The following is a 13,086-nucleotide window of genomic DNA, read 5'->3' on the forward strand; positions in this document are numbered from 1 at the left end:
CTGCAGGACTCGACAGAGGGTCCCATCACCTGAACAGGAGAGTGCAGCAATGAGCCAACAACCGATCGGCGTGGTCGGCGCCGGGACCATGGGACAGGGCATCGCCCAGGTGCTGGTCACCAGCGGCTTCCCGGTGCAGCTCTACGACGTGGCCGACACCCAGCTCGAGCGTGCCCGAGGCGCCATCGACAAGGGACTGGGCAAGCTGGTGGCCAAGGGCAAGCTGGCCGAGGCCGACAAGGACGCCGCCCTGGACCGGCTGGCGACCAGCACGGCGCTGGATGCCCTGGCCGATTGCGAGGTGATCATCGAGGCGGCCCCGGAGCAGCCGGCGCTCAAGGAGAAGCTGTTCCGCGACCTCAGCCACCTGACCGGCGATGCCATCCTCGCCTCCAACACCTCCTCGTTGTCGCTGACCCGCCTCGCCGCCGTCTGCGAGTGTCCCGAGCGTGTGGTGGGCATGCACTTCTTCAACCCGGTTCCGGTGCTGGGCCTCGTCGAGGTGATTCGCGCCGAACAGACCAGCGACGCCACGGTGGCGCGCATCGAGGCGCTGGCCGAGGCGCTGGGCAAGACCGCCGTGCCGGTGGGCGACTCCCCGGGGTTCGCGGTCAATCGCCTGCTGGTGCCGATGATCAACGAGGCGGCCTTCCTGGTCCAGGAGGGGGCGGCCACCCCCGAGGCCGTGGATCAGGCCATGAAGCTCGGCGCCGCCCATCCCCTCGGCCCGCTGGCCCTGGCCGACCTGATCGGGCTGGATGTCTGCCTGGCGATCATGGAGGTGCTGCAGGATGGTTTCGGCGACCCCAAGTACCGCCCCTGCCCGCTGCTCAAGCGCATGGTCGATGCCGGCTATCTGGGTCGCAAGAGCGGCCGTGGCTTCCATACCTATTCGTGAAGCCGACAAAAGGCGGGATTGCCGCCCAACCTAGCGTTCGCTAGGGTGGGGCGGTAGTCCATCCCAAGACACGCCGAGGAGGCCCCCCATGAGCGAGCAGCTGATCGAGGTACAGGACACCGCCGGTATCGTGCGCCTGACCATCAACCGTCCCAAGGCGCTCAATGCCCTGAACAGCGAGGTGATCGCCGGGCTAGAGAAGGTCCTGGTCGAGCTGGAGGCCCGCGACGACCTGCGCGCCGTGCTGATCACCGGGGCCGGGGAGAAGTCGTTCGTCGCCGGCGCCGACATCGCCGAGATGAAGGACAAGACCCCGGAGCAGGCGCGGGCTTTCGCCGGCCAGGCCCTGCGCACCATCAAGCGGCTTGAGACCCTGCCGGTGCCGGTGGTGGCCCTGGTCAACGGCTTCTGCCTGGGTGGCGGCTGCGAGCTGGCCCTGGCCTGTGACTGGGCGGTGGCCAGCGATAACGCCGTCTTTGGTCAGCCCGAGGTGCTGCTCGGCGTGATCCCGGGCTTCGGTGGCACCCAGCGCCTGCCGCGCCGGGTCGGTCCGGCCATGGCCCTGGACCTGGTCACCACCGGCCGCAAGATCGATGCCAATGAGGCGCTGCGCATCGGCCTGGTCAACCGGGTGATGCCCCAGGCCGAGCTCGAGGACTATGTCGCCGAACTGACCAAGCAGCTGGGCGGCAATGGTCCGCAGTCGGTGCGCGGTGCCAAGCAGGCGGTGCACGACGGCATGGACCAGGACCTCGACAGCGCCCTGGCGCTGGAGACCAGCCTGTTCGCGCTGTGCTTCGCCGGCGAGGAGCAGACGGAGGGCATGAGCGCCTTCGTCGAGAAGCGCAAACCGAACTTCTGATCCGTTCGAGCCGGCGTGGAAGAGGCGGCCGTGGTGGCGACACCACGGCCGCTGGCGTATCCGTCCGGGATCAGGACAGGGGGGCGACGCCCTGTCCTGCCAATTCGGGGAAGGCGTCGTGCATGGTCATCGCGGCGGTGTTCTCCCGGGCCCCCAGAAACTCGGGCCGCCGCATGGGCGCCGCGTACGGTTCCTCCAGCGTATTGCCCACGCTGTTGTAGACGAAGAACAGGTTGGAGCGCGGCCAGGGCGACATGTTCTCGTTCGAGGCATGCAGGGTGTTGCACTCGAACAGCAGCAGCGAGCCCGCCGGCCCCTTGGGGGCCTGGATACCGCCATGCTCGGCCAGCTGCGCCAGGGCCGACTTGTCCGGCACGCCGATCGTCTGGGCCTTCAGGGATTCCTTCCAGTTCATCTCCGGCGTCTCCCCCACACAGGGTACGAAGGAGCGGTGGGAACCGGGGATCAGCATCAGCGGCCCGTTGAACTCGTTGTTGTCGGTGAGCATCAAGGAAGCGCTCACTGCCCGCATCCGCGGCATACCGTCCTCGGCATGCCAGGTCTCGAAGTCGGAGTGCCAGTCGAACCCGCTGCCCTGGAAGCCGAACTTGTCGTTGATACGGGATTGATGGATATAGACTTCGCTGCCGAGCAGCTGGCGCACCATGCCGAGGATGCGCGGGTCCCGGGTCAGGCGATCGAAGCGCGCGGAGAGCTCGTGCATGCCGAACACCGAGCGGATGGCGCCGCTGTGGGGGTCCTTGATGACCCGCTCGGAGTCCATCAGGGCGTCATCCCGGGCCATCTCGCGAAGTTCCTCGAAGAAGGGCTCGGTGATGTCCCGGGAGAAGAAGCCGTTGAACCACAGGAAGCCGTCCCGCTCATAGCGCGACAGGGCCACCTCGTCCAGGGGGCCGTCCCAGCGGTATTGGTTGCGGGCGTGGACGATCGGCTCGTTGCGGGGAAGGGCGGCCCTGGGGGTGCTGAGCCGGGTCGGATAGTGATCCTCGCGATCACTCATCTTCTCTGCCTCCTGGCTTGTCGGGGCAAGCGCTGGCGGGATAGGGGCCAAAGCAAGGTGACGACCCTGCTGGCGAGCCCCCATGGTTGGCGGATCCGGGCTCTGTCCCTGAGGTGCGGGGCTACTGACTACTGTGGTGGCTGGTGGGCGGGCATTTCAAGGCGTTGCCTGAGCCGCTCGACCAGGGTCTCCATGCGGGGCACATGGCTGCCGTGCCAGTAGACCTGGCCACAGGCCTCGCATTGCAGAAAGGTGTCCACGTAGCGGCGGGTCAGTGGCTCGAGGCGATGGTCCACCGCGGCCTTGTCCACGGCCTCGAGACGCCCGTTGCAGCGAGTGCAGCGCGTGAAGGGGGCCAGTTCGTCGAGCAGCGCGAAGGCGCGGGCGACCTCCTCGAGCTGGACGAAGGGATCGTCGGCCCGCACGCAGCGACCGAGAGCGACGCGCTTGCGCTTGAGCAGGTTGCGATCTCGGGTCAGCAGGATACGCCCCTCCCGCTCGGCCTGGGCGGCCAGCTCGGCGTCGCCGGCATGATTGCGATAGCGACAGTCGAAGCCCAGCAGGCGCAGGTAGCGGGCCAGGCGGCCCAAGTGGACGTCGAGCAGGAAGCGCAGGGGATGCGGCAGGGACGGACGCAGGTGATGCGGGGCGATGACCGGCATGGCCACGTCCGCGGGATAGACGTCCACGCGATCGCCGTCCCGGAGACGGTAGTCGAAGGCCATTGATGCGCCGTCTACCAGGATGATGTCCACCTCGGGGTGGGGCACGCCCAGGGCCTCGATGGCATCCTTGATGGCGGCCTGGCGATCGAACGGATAGGCGAAGCGGCGCTCCCGCCGTTGTGGCGGCAGGAAATCGTTCAGCTCGGCATGGAAGCGGAAGCGGGCGATAGCCATGGCACGGCCCCGACGGCCAGGGGGAGCTCGGCCTCAGTCTAGGTGCTTGCCGCCGGGGGACTCAACGCAGCGCGGCGCCGGACGGCGCAGCCGGATCATGCGGGTGGCGATGGCCGTGCCGGCCAGGGTGATGGCCATGCCGGCGAGGACCTGCAGGCTCAGGGTCTCCTCGAGCAGAAGGTACCCCCACAACAGGGCGCTGACCGGCACCAGGAAGGTGACGGTGGAGGTGGCGGTGGCCCCGGCGCTGGCGATCAGGGTGAAGTAGAGCAGGAAGGCCACGGTGGTGCTGAACACCGCCAGCGCCAGGCCGTTGGCCCAGCCCAGGGCGCTGATGGGGGCCTCCGGCCACAGCCACAGGCCGGGCAGCAGCAGGATCAGCGCCGACATGGCACAGCTGCCGGCGGCCAGCACCCGCACCGGCAGGTGGGTCAGGTAGGTCTTGGAGAAGTTGGTGGCGATGCCGTAGCAGAAGGTGGCGCCGAGCACGGCGAGGATGAACCAGCCATCGCCGCCCAGGGCGAAGTCCAGCCGGTCGGCGGTGAGTACATAGACGCCGAGGAAGGCCAGCGCCAGGCCCAGGTACTGGCGGCCCTGCACGGGCGTCGCGAAGAACAGTGCCCCCAGCAGGGCGGTGAACAGCGGCGTGGTGGCGTTGATCAGCGAGGTGAAGCCGGCCTCCAGCCGCGTGGTGGCGAGTGCCAGCAGCGAGAACGGCAGCACATGGTTGACCAGGCCGAGGATCAGCAGCTTGCCCTTGTTCTCCCAGACCTGGCGCAGGTAGTGCCGCCCCAGCAGCAGCGGCAGCATCAGCAGCGCGCCCACGCCCATGCGCACCAGGATCAAGGACACCGGGCCGAACTCGGGGACGGCCACGCGCATGAAGATGAACGACATCCCCCACAGCGAGGAGAGCAGAATCAGGCGAAGGGTATCGGCCGGTGACATACAGGATCCTTGATCGTGGCGATGGCGGGGTGGCGATGAATGGGCAGGGTAGGTGTTTCCCCCGACCGCGGGAAGGGCCTGCCGTGGGGGTCACGATGCTCGGCTCGCACTTCGCTGAGAGCCGAGGGGATGTTATTCATGCCGGGGCCGCCCACGGCCTCGAGTGGCTTGCCAAGGCGTTGTTCGAGGAGGTCCGTGAAAGCAGTGTCGGCGTCATCCCGATCCATCCCGGTTTCGTGCACTCCCAGCTCACCGCCGCCGAGCGTCTCGACTCGGCAAGGTTGATCCGCGTAAGTGATATCGCCGAGATGACGGCCATGGGGGTGGAGCTGACGGTGCGGCCGCAACGCTCGCTGTACCGTCACAGCGACGACAACTGATACCGCCAGACTCAGCCATCTGTGCCGGACTTGATGCAACGCAAGGGTCATGGCCGAAGCCTATGGTGTGATGGCGATCCCAACCCTCAAGGAGGAGTCGCCCATGCCTGCCATGATGAAAGCCGCCGTTTTCCTCGAGCCCGGCCGCATCGAGATCGACGACAAGCCGGTCCCCGATATCGGGCCCGACGATGCCCTGGTCCGCGTGACCACCACCACCATCTGCGGCACTGACGTGCATATCCTCAAGGGCGAGTACCCAGTGGAGCCTGGGCTGACCATCGGTCACGAGCCGGTGGGCGTGATCGAGAAGCTCGGCGCCAACGTCCAGGGCTACCGGGAGGGCCAGCGGGTGATTGCCGGTGCCATCTGCCCGAGCTTCACCTCCTACGCCTGCCAGGACGGTTGCAGCGCCCAGGACGGTGGCCACCACGGCCATGGCTACAAGCCCATGGGTGGCTGGCGGTTCGGGAACACCATCGACGGCGCCCAGGCCGAGTACCTGCGCGTGCCGGATGCCCAGGCCAACCTCAGCCCGGTGCCCGATGGTCTCAGCGACGAACAGGTACTGATGTGTCCCGACATCATGTCCACCGGCTTCGCCGGGGCGGAATCGGCCAATATCCGGATCGGCGACTCGGTGGCGGTGTTCGCCCAGGGGCCCATCGGGCTGTGTGCCACCGCCGGGGCCCGGCTGCGGGGTGCCGGGCTGATCATTGCCGTGGATGGCGTGGACGAGCGTCTGGCGATGGCACGCCAGTTGGGGGCCGACGTGGTGCTCGACCACCGGCGGGTGGATGTGGTCGGCGAAATCCTGCGTCTCACCGGCGGCCGCGGCGTGGATGCCGCCATCGAGGCACTGGGGCTGCAGACCACCTTCGCGAACGCCCTGCGCGTGCTCAAGCCCGGCGGCACGCTCTCCAGCCTCGGCGTCTACGCCGAGGACCTGACCATCCCGCTGGAGGCCTTCCGCGCCGGTCTCGGCGACCATCGCATCGTCACCTCGCTGTGCCCCGGCGGCAAGGAGCGCATGCGCCGGCTGATGGGCGTGATCGAAACCGGGCGCCTGGACCTGGGCCCGATGGTCACGCATCACTATGCTCTGGAGGACATCGCCGCGGCCTATGACCTCTTCGCCCATCAGCGCGACGGGGTGTTGAAGGTCGCCATCCGGGCCGGCTAAGGCCCTGGGCGGCTCAGCCAGGTATCCAGGAGGGATCACCGCTAGTGAGGTGGCCCTCGAGGTTCGCTGCCGCACCTCGCCGACGTCATCGTCGAGCCACTGCGCGGACGGGACGCCGATGCGGTAATCCGCCCTTCCGGTGAGCCAGCCCGCCACGCCGGTGCCGCTCTTCGACACCGCGATGCTGTATGCCGAGATCGCGGTGGGCGCGCGCGCTCGCTGCCGGGCGGAATCCTCGGCATCGGCCTGCTAGAGTGGGAGACTTCGTGAATGCCAGGGAGGCAAGGATGCGTATCACCCAGCTCAATATCTATCCAGTCAAGTCGCTGCGCGGCATCGCCCTGGAGCGGACCTTGCTTACCCCGCGAGGTCTGGCCTTCGACCGCCACTGGATGGTCGTCGACGGCCGGGGACGCTTCGTCACTCAGCGCGAGCTGCCGGCAATGGCGAGGGTGGCCGTGCGGCTGACCGACGAGGCGCTGGTGCTGGAACATCCCCGGACCGCCCCCCTGATCGTCCCCCTGGAGACGACGGCGCAGCCGCGGTGTGCCGTGCGCATCTGGCAGGACACCTGCGAGGCCCTGGACGAGGGCGAGGCGGCGTCCCGCTGGCTCACCGAGGTGCTGGGCCGGGACCTGCGGCTGGTCCGCTTCCCCGGCGATCATCGCCGTGAGGTGGAGACGGACTATCTCAGAGTCGAGCGTGGCGAACGGGCCGATACCGCCTTCCCGGACGGCTACCCCTTCCTGGTGGCCTGCGAGGCCTCCCTCAAGGCGCTGAACGAGCGACTCGCGGCCCAGGGACTCGAGACGGTCCCCATGAGCCGCTTCCGGCCAAACGTGGTGGTGGAGGGCACCATGCCCTTCGCCGAGGGGCAATGGGACGAACTCGAGGCCGGTGAGGCAGGCTATCGGCTGGGCCTGCGCAAGCCCTGCAAGCGCTGCAAGATCATCACCCAGGACCAGCACACCGGCGAGGCACCGGTACCCAGGGAACCCCTCAGGACCCTGGTGGCGATGGATACCCAGCCAGGCTGGCAGGGTGCCTACTTCGGCCAGAATGCCATCCTGCTCGACGGCGCGGGCCGGGCGATCGGCGTCGGCGACCCTCTGACGGTTCATTGCCGCTGACCCGCAGGCGGCCAGGAGGCACTGGATGCTCGAGGTGGCGAGCGCTCGGGATCGGGACTGGGCCGGGGCCCTGGTCCGGGACAACATGGCCGAGGCCTACCGCCGACATGGGTTGGCCTGGGACCCGGCCCGCTTCGCGGCCGACTGGGCCGGCGGCGAGAACTACCTGCTGCGATGCGACGGGGGGGCCGTCGGCTATCTGCGGCTCTTGCGTCATGCGGGCCGGAGTTACCTGCAGGACCTGCAGGTGGTCGCCGAACGGCGCGGCCTCGGCCTGGGCACCCAGGCGCTCGAACAAGCCAAGGCCCTGGTCCGCGGGAGGGGAGAGGCGGCCTTGCGCCTCAAGGTCTTCGCCGACAGTCCAGCCGTGCGCCTGTATCGCCGTCACGGCTTCGTCGAGCTCCTGAACGAGCCGCCGCTGATTGGCATGGAATGCCGGCTCCCGTGAGCGGCTGGCGTTTCGGCCGCCGAAGCCGGGACGCCCCGACACCCACAAGGAGGTTTCAAATGCATGTCCCCGAGACGTTGCGCATGGCCGGTGCCGCCGAGGCCCAGGCCTTCATCGACGCCCACTCCTTCGGATTCCTTCTGACCCCGGACCTCGAGGCCACCCATCTGCCCCTGGTGCTGCGCCGCGAGGAGGGCGAGCTGGGCACGCTCTACGGCCATGTCGCCCGGGCGAACCCCCATTGGCGTACCCTCGACCATGGCGAGGCGCTGGTGGTGTTCAGCGGTCCCCACGCCTATATCTCCCCCCGCTGGTACGCCGAGGGGCCGGCGGTGCCGACCTGGAACTATGCGGTGGTCCATGCCCGCGGCCGTATTCGCCTGCTCGATGCCGCCGGCACCCGGCAGGCGGTGCGTGAGCTGGTCGCCGTCCACGAGCCCACGCTGCTCGATGACGAGGCGCTGATGCCAGTGGATTTCGAAACGCGACTGCTCCAGGCCGTGGTGGGGTTCCGGCTCGAGATCACCTCACTGGACGGCAAGCACAAGCTCGGCCAGCACCGCCGCCCGGCGGATCAGCGCGGTGTCTACCGGGCCCTCAGCGAGGCATCGGACGGCGGTGCCAGGGCCCTGGCCGCCTACATGCAGTGCACCGGACTGGGCACCGGTGAGTAGGCGCGAGCCCTAGTCGCCCGTCGGCAGCTCCAGGGCGAAGTCCAGGATGCGGCGCTTGCCCAGCCACACCTTGCCCAGGTAGACCCCTGGCTCGATCTCGCGGATCTCGTCGCGCACGGCGCGGAAGAAGAACGAGGTCCTTGAATAATCGATGACGATGGTCGGCTCGCCGTCCATCCAGCTGGGGGCGCGGTAGACCTTGGCGACGATGAAGCCCAGCCCGAACGGCGAGACCTTGTTGACCAGCACGCCGGCGGAGCCGTCCTCGGCGAACATGTCGAAGACCTTGCCCTGCCAGGCGAACAGTCGGGCAAAGCTGGCGAAGGCCTTGGCCAGCGGCGTGCCGGCGACGATGGGCGTGCCGCGGGTATCGCCCTGGGGTATCTCGCCCGGCGACCCCCGGCGGTAGAGGGAGTCGAGCTCGTCGCGGCTCATGCTCAGCCAGTGCTGCACCGTTGCGCTCATGGGGAACCTCCCGTTGGGTGTCGGCCTGCCTCGCCGGGGGATACCAGCGAAGCATGATGTTCGGTTCGCAGCGCACCCACCGCCTCGTAGATGCCGCGTCTCACACGATTGATGCCGCCTAGCGGGCGGTGATCGGGGTGGCCGTTCCAGGGATTGAAGGCCATGCCCTCGCAGCGCGATAGCGCCGCCGGGTCCTCCACCCGCTGGGCCGGCAGGGTCAGGCGCGCCACGGTATGGAAGGGGGAGCGGGTCTCGTCCCAGGCCACTGAGGCATCCTCGATGGGCATCCGCTCGGGGTCCTGCTGGAACTGCACCTGCAGCGCCAGGCAGGCGCTGCCCTCGCTCAGCCGCTCGGCCATGGCATGACGCAGGAAGTCGGGATCGCCGTCCCCGGCCGGCGCCTCGGCCGGTGACGTGTCGTCGTCACAGGGGCGCACCGCGTACTTCACCGCCTCGCCCTTGCCGTAGCGGTAGGGGGTGGTGCTCCAGAACGTCATGTTGAGCAGGCTGTTGGGCTGGCCGCGCGCCCGCCAGGCGATCCACAGCGAGCGGGGATGTGTCAGGAAGTACCACCACATCCGCTCGCCGGTGACCGCCTCGACAAAGGCATGGAAGTCCTCGGGCGTGCCGGCGAACAGCACCGGATGGCTGTTGAGCAGGAAGTCCTGGCGGCCCGGGGTGCCGTCGACGCCGCTGGCGCCGGGCACGTCCTCCACGCGGATCGACAGCCCGCGCAGGTCCGGCTCCCGGTCATCCTGGCGGGTGGCGTTGGCGAAGCGCAGGGTGGCGGGGTACTCGCCGGGCCGGGCGAAGAGCCCTCTGGCCAGCTGCTCGGGGAGCTCGGGCACCCGCAGCATGGCCGCGGGGCAGGCCAGGGTCTTGGGCTGGTTGAAGCGGGGGATGGGCCGCTCGGGGTGCGCGGTGCGCTGCCGCCGGTAGTGGGCCAGGATCGACTCGGTCATCTCGGCCTCCAGGCGAGGCTCCGCGGGGGAGGCCCGCTCTTCGGCGATGACCAGGGGCGGGTCGGCGTCACCGCAGCCCGCGAGGCCGGCGAGCATCAGCGCCAGCCCCGCATGAAGGACCCGGCGGTCGCGGTCAGGGCGTGAAGCTTTCATCGGCCTCGGCCCCCGGGCGCGGGGTCCAGTCCAGGGAGTAGTAGGTGCCCCGGTCCCGTGCCCAGGGGTCGAAGACGTTGACGACCGGGTCCAGCTCCGTGGCGAGGGCCGGTACGGTACGTTGCAGCACGCGCTTCATCGGCGACACCGGTTGGTGATGGCCGTTGGGGGCGCCGTCTTCCATGATCACGCCGTCGGGGCCGTTGTTCATCACCCAGTCGTGCCCCAGCCGGGTGTAGAACTCGGGGCGGAAGCTGGACGTGAAGAAGCGGTCGCTGAACAGGCGCCGCGAGGCGTTGAGGATGAAGACCACGAACTGGGTCTCGGAGATGGCATAGCCGTGGGGGCGCACCGGCTCGGCCAGCCAGCCGACCACCGTGTCCAGGTCCTCCACGTTGTCCACCAGGGTGCCGTCGGGATGCCCCAGGCAATCATCCGGGTAGTCGCCGTTGGCGTCGCGATAGGCATGCGAGATGACCTTGTCGGCGTCGCAGACATGTTGGCCGTAGATCTCGCGCATCCTGGCGGCCATGGTCTCCTGATGCTGGCGCTCGGGGTGGTCGGCCGGCAGTGTGGTGTCGATGAAGTCGTCGAAGCTGGTCATCTGGCGCAGGCCGTACTGGCGGCGGAATTCGTTGAAGCGGGGCACGCCTCGCTCACGGTCGCGGATGATGTCGAGGGCGGCGATGTCGAGCCGGCCGGTCTCGGAGCCCAGGTGCCCCATGGCCAGGTTCTGCAGGAAGCGGCCGTGGTTGCCCAGGGTCAGCAGGCCCAGCCGCTGGCGCCCCATGCTCAGCGCCCAGTCGGCCAGCCCTTCCTGGCGCAGCAGGTCGCTGGCGCCGGCACGAAAGCCCTCCAGGGCCGGGACCTTGGCATGGATCCGGTCGGGATCGGCAAGATCGCGGAGTTCCAGCAGGTCGGGCACCAGCGGGTGCAGCCGGTAGACGGTGACGAACTCCTCGGGAAAGTTGAACGGCGAGCCGAAGTGGTTCGTGCCGCCGTTGACATGGTCGGGATTGGCCAGCGACCAGAGGTCCTGGCGCTTCCCGCCGAGGGAGGAGAAGACCGAGGCGTTCGCGTAGCGCTCGCTGCCCAGGCCGAAGATGCCCGGGCCTGCCGCGAGCACCGAGTACCAGGCGTTGGCATGGCGGTCGTCGTCGGAGGCGCGCAGGCGGTCCAGGACCCGGGCCAGGGCCTCCTCGACCAGGCCGTGCTCGTGGAAGAGGCCCTTCCAGTTGGCATTCATGCCGCGATACAGCGGCTCGTCGTAGAGCAGCTGCGTCGTCCACTCGATGGTGTGGATCTTGGCGATCATCGCCGAGACCACCAGGCGTGCGGCCTGGAACAGCTCCTCGTCGGAGACCTCGGCATAGCGGATCATCGCGTCCGGCGCGGCGGGGTCGCGCAGGCCGGAATCGGCGTCGGGGGTCGCGGCGGCCTGGCGGCGGAAGGCCTCGACGAAGGCGTTGTGCTCCCGGGCGAAGACGTTGTGGAAGAAGGCCACGCCCACCGTCCAGTTGTCGGGGAAGGCGGTGGCTGCCTGGCCCGACCAGGCCGGGTGGATAGGGTCGCAGTCTCGGGCATCGGCAGAGGCGCAGGGGGGGGGCGAAGCGGGGCAGGTAGCCCTGGCCGTCATCGGCCTGGCCGGGCAGGGGCGGCAGCAGCAGCCTGGCCGGGTCCTCGGGGTCGCGCTTGACCCGCTGCACGCTGGTCGCGTCGTAGCCATACAGCTGGGAGGCATCCCACCAGGCGGTCACCGTATTGTCGAAGGTGCGGTGGGCGCGGGCCTGGTAGCGCTGGCCCTGGTGCTCGAAGGTCTCCGGCGCCTCGCGCTGGGCCACCAGGCTCCGCTGGAAGGCATCCCCCGGGCGGCAGCCCAGCGCCGCCGCCTGCGCCTCGGGCAGGTTGCAGCCCGCCGAGCGAAGCCCCGAGCGATCGTTCTCGCCCCCCTCCAGATGGGAGAACCAGTCATGGGTCATGAACTGGATCCAGAAGGCCGCCAGCACGTTGAAGAAGGGCGCCTTGCGATAGTCGCAGTGGGCCTCGGGGGCGTGGCCGGCCAGGCCGCGGCCCTCGTTGCACAGCTCGGGTCGCGACTGCGCCCGGGTGAACAACCGTTGGCTGATGCGCTGGGGATCGGGGGTCATCAGGTCGAGCCGGTCGCCGTGCCGCACCCGGGTCAGGGCCGTATGGCCCTCGGCGGGAAAGGTCTCGTCGAATTCCACGTTGCGGGCGAAGCGGGTATCGCTGGCGCCCATCAGGGGGTTGCGCAGGTCGTTGCAGATCCCGGTCAGGGTGCGCTGGCGGATCAGCTCGCCCTGGCACAGCTGCTCGCCGTCGCCGCCCACCGCCGCGTAGGCCGGGTGGTCCGGCGGCAGGCGCATGGCATCCCAGCGGGACAGGGTGGTGCCGGGGGCGCCGTCTCGACCCTGCACGTACTCGCGATAGGTGGCGTTGTCGAAGAGGTTGAACTTGATCAGCTCGATCCGCTGGAACTCCAGGTCCATCAGGGCGCCGTCGATTCCCCGGTCGTTGGGGTTGAGGTGGACCCGCTCGCCGAGGCCGCCGACCAGCGAGCGCAGCCAGCCGTCGTCATAGTTGGCGTTGCGCGAGGCGCCGTCGCCGGTGGCCCAGTAGCTCTGCCAGTCGACCCAGGGCCGGTCGAGGCGATGCGCTTCCAGGGCGCGCTGGCCGCCGCGGCAGTGGGCGGTGTCCGCCTCGACCTTGCCGAGGAAGCGGTCGGCGCGGTCGTCGGGCACGTCGCGCAGGCCCGAGGCCACCATGCGCTTGCAGGCCCGCAGTGAGGCCCAGGTATCGAGCCAGGAGGGACGGTCGGCCTCCGGGTGGGGGGCCGGGGGGGCATCGGCCATCAGCGGTGTCGGAGACAGGGCCAGCAGCAGGGCGAGGGGGAGAGGGTAGGCCCGGTGGCGTGCAGGGGATGATCCCAGTCGCAGGGTCGGCATGCCGAAAACCTCCATGGGATGGGGAAACGCGGCGTGCCGGCCGGCACTTCCCTGTCAGATCGGCGATAGGCATGAGAAGTATAGTCAACGCTTTTCCTAC

General features: G+C 69.1%; 13 protein-coding genes and 1 pseudogene. 7 read left to right on the forward strand and 7 right to left on the reverse strand.

What is annotated here, in order from left to right; translation table 11 throughout:
• Positions 1–49 precede the first annotated feature (49 nt).
• Positions 50–898, forward strand: coding sequence for a 3-hydroxyacyl-CoA dehydrogenase NAD-binding domain-containing protein (locus EKG36_RS15700; RefSeq protein WP_126485797.1), 849 nt, complete (start codon positions 50–52; stop codon positions 896–898).
• 88 nt (positions 899–986) lie between these two features.
• Positions 987–1,760 carry an enoyl-CoA hydratase-related protein gene (locus tag EKG36_RS15705; RefSeq protein WP_126485798.1) on the forward strand — a complete coding sequence of 258 codons (774 nt, stop codon included), beginning with the start codon at positions 987–989 and terminating at the stop codon, positions 1,758–1,760.
• Positions 1,761–1,830: 70 nt separating this feature from the next.
• Here EKG36_RS15705 and thpD read toward each other — a convergent pair whose 3' ends face one another.
• The 3 genes from thpD to EKG36_RS15720 all read right to left on the reverse strand — a co-directional run bounded on the left by thpD (position 1,831) and on the right by EKG36_RS15720 (position 4,628).
• On the reverse strand, positions 1,831–2,781 hold the full coding sequence (gene thpD, locus EKG36_RS15710) for an ectoine hydroxylase (RefSeq protein WP_126485799.1): 951 nt from the start codon (positions 2,779–2,781) through the stop codon (positions 1,831–1,833).
• 128 nt (positions 2,782–2,909) lie between these two features.
• Positions 2,910–3,680, reverse strand: a complete 771-nt coding sequence (locus tag EKG36_RS15715) for a Mut7-C RNAse domain-containing protein (RefSeq protein WP_126485800.1) — start codon at positions 3,678–3,680, stop codon at positions 2,910–2,912.
• Positions 3,681–3,713: 33 nt separating this feature from the next.
• The gene (locus tag EKG36_RS15720; RefSeq protein ID WP_126485801.1) at positions 3,714–4,628 is read right to left on the reverse strand and encodes a DMT family transporter; all 915 of its coding nucleotides are present in this window, start codon (positions 4,626–4,628) and stop codon (positions 3,714–3,716) included.
• Between the two features lie 83 nt (positions 4,629–4,711).
• Between EKG36_RS15720 and EKG36_RS15725 the strand changes: the two genes are divergently transcribed.
• The 5 genes from EKG36_RS15725 to EKG36_RS15745 all read left to right on the forward strand — a co-directional run bounded on the left by EKG36_RS15725 (position 4,712) and on the right by EKG36_RS15745 (position 8,443).
• Complete coding sequence (locus tag EKG36_RS15725) at positions 4,712–5,008, forward strand: SDR family oxidoreductase (protein WP_126485802.1); 297 nt, start codon at positions 4,712–4,714, stop codon at positions 5,006–5,008.
• 103 nt (positions 5,009–5,111) lie between these two features.
• Entirely contained in the window at positions 5,112–6,191 is a 1,080-nt protein-coding gene (locus EKG36_RS15730) for an NAD(P)-dependent alcohol dehydrogenase (RefSeq protein ID WP_126485804.1), read from the forward strand.
• A gap of 287 nt (positions 6,192–6,478) precedes the next feature.
• Positions 6,479–7,321, forward strand: a complete 843-nt coding sequence (locus EKG36_RS15735) for an MOSC domain-containing protein (RefSeq protein WP_126485806.1) — start codon at positions 6,479–6,481, stop codon at positions 7,319–7,321.
• Between the two features lie 25 nt (positions 7,322–7,346).
• Complete coding sequence (locus tag EKG36_RS15740; RefSeq protein ID WP_126485808.1) at positions 7,347–7,769, forward strand: GNAT family N-acetyltransferase; 423 nt, start codon at positions 7,347–7,349, stop codon at positions 7,767–7,769.
• Positions 7,770–7,828: 59 nt separating this feature from the next.
• A complete protein-coding gene (locus EKG36_RS15745; protein WP_126485810.1) occupies positions 7,829–8,443 on the forward strand; it encodes an FMN-binding negative transcriptional regulator in 615 nt (204 codons plus the stop codon).
• 9 nt (positions 8,444–8,452) lie between these two features.
• Here EKG36_RS15745 and EKG36_RS15750 read toward each other — a convergent pair whose 3' ends face one another.
• The 4 genes and pseudogenes from EKG36_RS15750 to EKG36_RS21115 all read right to left on the reverse strand — a co-directional run.
• Complete coding sequence (locus tag EKG36_RS15750; RefSeq protein WP_126485812.1) at positions 8,453–8,908, reverse strand: hypothetical protein; 456 nt, start codon at positions 8,906–8,908, stop codon at positions 8,453–8,455.
• The gene (locus EKG36_RS15755) at positions 8,905–10,023 is read right to left on the reverse strand and encodes a catalase family protein (protein ID WP_126485813.1); all 1,119 of its coding nucleotides are present in this window, start codon (positions 10,021–10,023) and stop codon (positions 8,905–8,907) included. Before EKG36_RS15755 ends, EKG36_RS15750 begins: the two co-directional genes overlap by 4 nt.
• Positions 10,004–11,659: a peroxidase family protein gene (locus EKG36_RS15760; RefSeq protein ID WP_221766098.1), complete on the reverse strand. Its 1,656-nt coding sequence runs from the start codon at positions 11,657–11,659 to the stop codon at positions 10,004–10,006. Before EKG36_RS15760 ends, EKG36_RS15755 begins: the two co-directional genes overlap by 20 nt.
• A gap of 34 nt (positions 11,660–11,693) precedes the next feature.
• A pseudogene (locus EKG36_RS21115) lies at positions 11,694–13,001 on the reverse strand (peroxidase family protein); the annotation flags it as partial.
• Between the last annotated feature and the right edge of the window lie 85 nt (positions 13,002–13,086).

Source organism: Halomonas nitroreducens (assembly GCF_003966155.1).
Lineage (GTDB): Bacteria > Pseudomonadota > Gammaproteobacteria > Pseudomonadales > Halomonadaceae > Halomonas > Halomonas nitroreducens.